The sequence below is a fragment of the Smaragdicoccus niigatensis DSM 44881 = NBRC 103563 genome (assembly GCF_000380645.1).
GTDB classification, from domain to species: domain Bacteria; phylum Actinomycetota; class Actinomycetes; order Mycobacteriales; family Mycobacteriaceae; genus Smaragdicoccus; species Smaragdicoccus niigatensis.
The window spans coordinates 74,815-81,957 of the sequence record NZ_AQXZ01000006.1; the positions used below are offsets into that span (position 1 = coordinate 74,815).

The following is a 7,143-nucleotide window of genomic DNA, read 5'->3' on the forward strand; positions in this document are numbered from 1 at the left end:
TGGTCGAATTCACGTTTACTGATCGAGATTATGAAATTGGGCACATTGCGCGAATTGAATTCTCAAGTTGAACGAATTGTGAACGCGCGGCTAATTCCTACAAACCCAACTTCTGCTCGAAGAACTCGAAAGCAAGGGCCGAGGAGTATGCCGCCTGCTCGTTGTTGGCGGCACCGCCGTGACCGCCCTCGATGTTCTCGTAGTACCAGATCTCGTGACCGGTCTCCTCGAGTCGCGCGACCATCTTCCGTGCGTGGCCGGGGTGCACGCGGTCGTCTCGGGTCGACGTGGTCATGAGCACGGGCGGGTAGGCGCGACCTGCGTCAACATGCTGGTACGGCGAATATTCGCTGAGGAACTTCCAGTCATCGGGGTTATCTGGGTCGCCGTACTCGCCGATCCACGACGCTCCCGCAAGGAGCTTGTGGTACCTGCGCATGTCCAGGAGTGGGACCCGGCAGACGAGGGCGCCGAACAGTTCGGGGTAGCGGGTCAACATCACGCCGATGAGCAACCCGCCGTTGCTGCCGCCGGACGCACCGAGCTGCTCGTGGGTGGTGATGCCGCGCGCGACAAGATCTTTCGCAACCGCGGCGAAGTCTTCGAAGGCGAAATGGCGACCTTCGCGCCGGGCCTGATTGTGCCAATTCGGGCCGTACTCGCCGCCGCCGCGAATGTTCGCGCTGACGCTGATACCGCCCTTCGAGAGCCAGGCGACGCCGCTGATTCCGGTGTAGGCCGGTACCAAGGAATTCTCGAAACCGCCGTAGCCGCCCATGATCGTAGGTCCGGAAATTCCGGCCTTTCGGGTGACGAAGTAAGGCACCTCGGTGCCGTCGTCCGAGACCGCGAAGAACTGCTCGGTCACCATCCCGGTCGCATCGAAGAACTCGGGGGACTGCTTGAGCAGTTTCGGCTCGGTTCCGACGGCGGCTTCGAACAAGGCCGGCGGCAACGTGAACCCGGTGGATTGCAACAGGAACTCGTCACCGCCGTCGAGGGGATCGAGACCGGCGATCGAGGTGGTCGTCATGCGTTCGCCGGTGGGCATCGCCTCGATCGTCCACCCGTTGTCGCCGGGAGTGCAGACATGCAGCTGGGTGTGGACGTCATGCAGCGTGGTGAGCAGCAGATGGTTCGCCGTCCAGCCGGAACCGGCGTACGAGGTATGCGCGTCCGGTGCGAACAGAACCTCGAACTCACGCTTGCCGGCGAGGAATTCGCTGAGCCGGGTCACGACGAGGCTGCCTTCGTCGAAGGTGCGCCCGCCGGTGGTCCAGGCGGTCTTCGGCCGGACGGTCATCCAGTCTTTGTGCCAGTCGACGCTCGCGTCCGTCGGAACGTCGAGCTTGGTCAGCCCGGCATCGGTGAGGAGATAGATGTCCGCGTTGAAGAAGTCGCTCGACCGGACGACATAGTGCGATTCGTAGCCGGGCGTGCGGTCGTAACCGGCGCTGCAGGAGACGTCTGAAGGCTCGGCTTCGAAGACGGTTTCGGCGTCCGTGAGCGGGGTCCCCCGGTGCCACTTCTTTGCGAAGCGGGGATAGCCCGAGTCGGTGAGCGATCCCTCGCCGAAGTCGGAGCCGATGTAGACGGTGTCCTCGTCGATCCAGCTGATCCGGGTCTTGGCTTCCGGAACGGTGAACCCGTCGTCGACGAATGACCTTGTCGCCATGTCAAATTCGCGGATGACGATGGCGTCGCCGCCACCGCGTGACAGGTGGATCAGTGCGCGCGATTGCGATGGACGCAGCACTGCGGCCCCGGCCCACACCCAGTTCTCGTCGTCGGCCGCAGCGAGGGCGTCGACGTCGAGGATGACGTCCCATTCGGGGTCGGGCTTGCGGTACTCCTCAAACGTGGTGCGGCGCCAGATCCCGCGCTCGTGGTCGGCGTCGCGCCAGAAGTTGTACAGCCACTCGCCCCTGCGGGTCGGGTACGGGATGCGGGTGTCGGTGTTGAGCAGGTCGAGGATCTGGTCCCGGAGTGCTGGATTGCCGAATTTCGCGTCGACCACCGCGTTTCGTTCGCGTGCGAACTCGAGGGCCGCGTCTGCGGTGATGTCTTCGAGCCAGAGGTAGGGATCGACCGTCATCTGGTCATTCTTGCAGGAGGTCCCGAGACTGTTCGAAACCGTATCGTTCGAACACGTGTTCGATTAGAATCGATCTTGTTGGATTGATGTGAGGAGGTATCCCTGAGCAACAAGGTGCTCCAGGCTGGCGGGTTTTCCGTCGGTGGAGCTTCGTGGACAGTGCTGATAGTGGTGGCGCTCGTTGTGATCGTGACGATCACGGCGTTGCTGCGGGCGCGGCGGGAGGACGTGCCGCGCGTTTTCGATTCGTTTGTACGAATCTTTGGGTCGCTCGGTTGGTTGGCGAACGTTCGCCGGTCTTCCAAAGAGTGATCGTCGACCGCGGAATACCAACGCGGCGAGTCCTGTTCGGCCAAGGTAGACGTACAAGTCCTCGAGGAGTTTGGTCATGACGAAGATCGGTATCTGGGGCGGCACCGGCTATGCCGGCGCGCACATTGCGAGCGAAGCTGTAAAGCGCGGTTTCGAGGTCACTGCGGTGGCCCGCAAGACGCCCGAGGAACCGATCGACGGCGTCACCTACGTAGAGGGTGCCATTGACGACGTCACCTTTGTCGACAAGCTCGCCGCCGACAACGACGTCGTTGTCGTCGCGATCGCCCCCTCTAAGCAAGTGCCATCCGCGCTACCTGCCCTGGTGGCGACGGCCCGCGCGCACGGCACCAGGCTGGGCTTCATGGGCGGTGCCGGTAGCTCGCTCGTCTCGCCCGACGGGCCGCGCCTGATCGATACGCCGGACTTCCACGAGGCGTGGAAAGCGGAGGCGCAGGCCTTGGTTGACGTGCTGGCGGCACTGCGGGCAGACACCAGTTCTCTCGACTGGTTCGTAGTGAGTCCGCCGGCGCTATTCGGCCGGTTCGCGCCGGGTGAAACCACGGGTAAGTACCGCATCGGCGGAGACGTCCTTGTCGTGAAAGACGACGGGATGTCGGAGATCTCCGGCACCGACTTCGCGCTGGCGTTTGTCGACGAGATCGCCGAGCCAACGCATCGTCGCGAACGATTTACGGTCGGTCACTGACCCCGTTTGCGCGCAGGACCGTCGCCAGGTGGGTGCGCGCATCATCGAATGCGCGCGTCGACTTCGTGGCTCGGCTCTGGACGATCACGCCTTCGATCACCGAGAGCAGCAGGCTGGCGATCGATTCGGCTGAATCTGGGCCCACACCCGCGTTGATGAGTCCCGCTGCCAGGCGGGAAATCCAGTCCTTGAAGGCTTCGCCGGCGACGGCCTGAACCGCCGGGTCGAGTTCGTCGAGAGCGGCCGCCATCATGAACGAACCTTCGCGGTAGCCGCTGGTTTCCAGCGGCTTTCGCCAGAAGCTGAACAACTCGTCGAGCCAGGACTCGACGGATTCGGCGGTCGTCAAGCTGTCCGCGGACTTGGCGACGTGTGACTCGACCAGCCGCGCGACAATTCGCGACGTGGTCTCGACAAGTTCGCTCTTGCCTGCCGGAAAGTGCTGGTAGAGAGAGTTTTTGGACGCGTTGCTCCGCTTGAGCAACTCGCTGAGGGCGGCGGCGTGAACGCCGTGCTCCTGCACGGTCGCGATGGTGCTGGCGATGAGTCGCCCCCGCGGACCAGCCGTCATCTGTTTACCCTCCGTGCCCTTGTTGAACCGATCGGTACATGTTATACCTGAGGTATGTGAACCGATCGGTTCACATTGAGAGGACGTCATGACCATCGACATCGCGACCGCGGTTCCTGTCCGGCACGCCGCCATCCTCGGCCTCGGCTCCTACCGTCCCCGCCGAGTGGTCCCGAACGCGGCGATCGTCGACCGCATCGACTCCAGCGATGAATGGATCAAGACCAGGTCCGGCATCGAAGCCCGGCATTGGGCCGAGGCCGACGAGACGATCGTCGCGATGAGCACCGCGGCGGCTCGAGGCGCTTTGAAGGCTGCGGAACTCGCGCCCGACCAGATCGATCTCGTCATCCTCGCGACGTCGTCGCAAATGGTGCTCGGGCCGTCGGCCGGTGCGATCATCGCGACTGAACTCGGCATGCAAGACACCGCAGCTTTCGACGTCTCGGCTGGTTGTGCGGGCTTCTGCTACGCACTCGCGAACGCGGCCAATCAGGTTCGTGCTGGTCAGGCGCGTCATGTGCTGGTCATCGGCACGGAGCGGCTGTCGGATCTCCTCGATCAGTCGGACCGAACATGCGCGTTCATCTTCGCCGACGGCTCGGGTGCGGTCGTGGTCGGACCGTCGGACGTCGAGGGCATCGGACCGGTTTCGTGGGGTTCGGACGGAAGTCAGACGAGCGCGATCAAGCAGGACAAAGACTTCGCTCAGTACTTCGCGGAGGTCGAGGAGCTCGGGTCTGATTCGGTGCGCCCGTACATCCGCATGAACGGAAGCGCGGTGTTCCGCTGGGCCGTCACGAACCTCGAAAAGGGCTGCCGCAACGCACTCGATCTCGCGGGCGTGACCGTCGACGATCTCGATGCGTTCGTGCCGCACCAGGCGAACAGCCGCATCACCGATGCGCTCGCAAGGGTGCTCGGATTGCCGGACCGAGTGGCCGTTGCCCGGGACATCACGACGACGGGCAACACGAGTGCTGCGTCGATTCCGCTCGCGATGGAACAGTTGCTGCGATCGGGGCAATCCAAGCCTGGCGATGTTGCCTTGGTTCTCGGGTTCGGCGCTGGCCTGGCGTACGCCGGGCAGGTCGTCCGACTGCCGAAGACTGCTTAAGGGGCGCCGAGAACCTCGTCGATGACGATGCCGAGGTCCATCTCGAAGCCCTTTTCGAGGTAGCGGTCCGCGCCCGCGGCGAGCGCCTTCTCGGCCATCGAACGTGAGTCGAAGCCGGACAGCACAATCACTCGGACACCGGGCGAGGCGGCGCGGATCAGTGGGAGTGCCTGCAGTCCGTCCATCATCGGCATTGCGAGATCGAGCAGCACGACGTCGGGCTTGAGTGCGATCGTTCGCGCGATCGCTTCCTCCCCATCGGCGGCCTCGCCGACGACCTCGTACTTATGGAGGCTCTCGATTTCGAGCCGCATCAGGTTCCGCACCACGCCGTTGTCGTCAACGATCAGGATTCGCGGGCACGGTGAGGGAATCCTCGTCGGCGCGGCCTGCTCGACCACCAGAGTCGAGGGAGATCGGCGAATCAGGTCGCCGGGGCGGAGGTCTTCGCCGCTGAGCGGTTCCAGCCAGTCGTCCATCAAGCGACGGGCGGCAGCCAGGGTGGTTTCCATGTAGGACTTAGCCATTCCGGGGTTGTGGTTCATGGCCAGGACGGCCGCGACCAGTCCTTGCACGATGTTGTCGTTGACTTCGAGTGCCTGGCGCCGGCGAACCTGAACTTCGCGAAGTTGTGCGGCGAGCTGCTCCCGCTCGATGCGGGATGTCGCGTCCCGTAGGAACATCGCCCGCCGGCAGCCCTCGCCGACATCGCTCAGGTTTGCCGTGGTGACGTCGAGCCGCAGTGGGTCGCCGGTGACCGTGAAAGTGGCGACGCCTTCACCTGCAACGAGACGCAGTTCAGCAACAGTGCGCCCGATGAGCGGTTCGCCGAGCAAGGTCGACGCGTGCCCATTCACCTCCAGGATCGATCCCGCGTGGTCGACGACGAGGATCGCGTCCGGGCTGGACTCGACGAGACTGCGGAAGGTTTCCTCGGCCCGAACCCGGTCGGTGATGTCGATGCAGGTTCCGCGCATCCGCTCGGGCGTTCCCGTGGCGTCGTGCAGCACCTGGCCGTTCGACGCGAGATAGCGCACTCTGCCGTCTTCGCGAACGATGCGCTCCACCATCTCGTAGGGCTCGCCGGTCGCGTAAGCCTGTTGGTGAATTGCCTGAATCCGCTCGCGGTCGTCGGGGTGGATGAACGACAAGAAGCGGTCGTAGGACGCATTGAACGACTGCGGCTCCTGACCGTAGATCCGGTACAGCTGGTCGGACCAACGATTCGTGTTCGACGCGATGTGCCAGTCGTAGTCGCCCATGTTGGCCAGACTCTGGGCGTTGTTCATGCGCTCTTCGACGTCGGCAAGAGTGGCCTGGGCCTGCGCACGGGCGATCGCGTTGTCGAGGATCGCCAGCCCCGGAGTCAGCTGTGCGGTCTCGTCGGCCGACAGAACGAGCGTTCCGGCGTTTCCCGGCAGGGTGTGACCCGGATCAGGGTCCGAAGTCCAGCGGATCGCTCCGCCACCAGTGAGTCTCTGCAGCAACGGGAGGGCTGCGGAGAGGATCTCACTGACCGTCGTTTTCTGGGCACACTCCAGCGCCAGCTGAGACAGTGCATCATCCATTAGCGGACTCCTGGCGTTCGGTGCTCCCAAGGCAACGCAGGTATTGTGCACGCCATTCCTCACATGCGGAATTTTGCCACCGTCGCGTTTCGATACCGAGGCGCTTGAGAGTTCATCAAGCCGCATGTACTCAGAACGGTGGAACGTCGTCGTCGCGGCCCCACTGTGCTTCGCGGTCGGCCTTGTTCAGTTTCCGTTCTGCCTCCTTGCGTTGGGCTCGCCCTTTCAGTCGGGTCTGTCGTTTGGGTGCGGGCGGATCTGGCTCGCCGAGGACCGCGAGGGGCCCGGTTGCGGGGATCGGGTATTCGAAGCCGAGGGGGCTGATCAGAGTCAACGTTTGTTCGAGTCGCCAGCCGCCGAAGGTTTTGGCGCGGTGGTGCTTGCGGCAGAACGGTCCGAGGTTGAACACACTCGTGTTCTTGCTGGTGGCGTGGGGGTTGCGGTGGTCAAGATCCGATTCCCATGCGGGTCGGTCGCAGCCGGGGAACTGGCACGTGCCGTGCAGGGCACGCACCCAGTCGGCCAACGCTCGTGAGGGCCGGTAGCCGTCCTCGTTGTTGGTCGGTGTCTTGAGGTCGCGGATGATCGCGTCGCGGGCGAGTTCGCGTAGGTGGTCGGCGTCGATGACGCCGAAGCCGTCGATCCAGCCGGGTTCGTTGCTGGTGCCGTTGAGGGTTGCGGTGGTGCCGAACGCGTGCACGAGGGGGCGGCGCGGGGTGCCGGCGATCCCGGCTTTGAAGGCACAGTCCGGGTTCTGGCATTGGCAGTCCA

6 protein-coding genes are annotated in these 7,143 nt (G+C 63.9%); 2 read left to right on the plus strand and 4 right to left on the minus strand.

Features of this window, described 5'->3' with window-relative positions; all coding sequences use genetic code 11:
- Positions 1-97: 97 nt before the first annotated feature.
- The gene (locus F600_RS0100940) at positions 98-2,095 is read right to left on the minus strand and encodes a prolyl oligopeptidase family serine peptidase (protein WP_018158699.1); all 1,998 of its coding nucleotides are present in this window, start codon (positions 2,093-2,095) and stop codon (positions 98-100) included.
- 388 nt (positions 2,096-2,483) lie between these two features.
- Here F600_RS0100940 and F600_RS0100950 point away from each other — a divergent pair, with 388 nt between their 5' ends.
- Positions 2,484-3,116 (plus strand): NAD(P)-dependent oxidoreductase, encoded by a 633-nt coding sequence (locus F600_RS0100950; protein WP_018158701.1) that lies wholly within the window; start codon positions 2,484-2,486, stop codon positions 3,114-3,116.
- Here F600_RS0100950 and F600_RS0100955 read toward each other — a convergent pair.
- On the minus strand, positions 3,100-3,687 hold the full coding sequence (locus tag F600_RS0100955; protein WP_018158702.1) for a TetR/AcrR family transcriptional regulator: 588 nt from the start codon (positions 3,685-3,687) through the stop codon (positions 3,100-3,102). The two genes, F600_RS0100950 and F600_RS0100955, sit on opposite strands and share 17 nt — an antisense overlap.
- 88 nt (positions 3,688-3,775) lie before the next feature.
- Between F600_RS0100955 and F600_RS0100960 the strand changes: the two genes are divergently transcribed.
- Complete coding sequence (locus F600_RS0100960) at positions 3,776-4,804, plus strand: beta-ketoacyl-ACP synthase III (RefSeq protein WP_018158703.1); 1,029 nt, start codon at positions 3,776-3,778, stop codon at positions 4,802-4,804.
- Here the strand turns inward: F600_RS0100960 and F600_RS0100965 are convergent.
- Together F600_RS0100965 and F600_RS31830 are read right to left on the minus strand one after the other, a co-directional pair.
- The gene (locus tag F600_RS0100965; protein ID WP_018158704.1) at positions 4,801-6,372 is read right to left on the minus strand and encodes a response regulator; all 1,572 of its coding nucleotides are present in this window, start codon (positions 6,370-6,372) and stop codon (positions 4,801-4,803) included. The two genes, F600_RS0100960 and F600_RS0100965, sit on opposite strands and share 4 nt — an antisense overlap.
- 130 nt (positions 6,373-6,502) lie before the next feature.
- A partial coding sequence (locus F600_RS31830) for an HNH endonuclease signature motif containing protein (protein ID WP_018158705.1) occupies positions 6,503-7,143 on the minus strand: 641 nt, incomplete at its 5' end.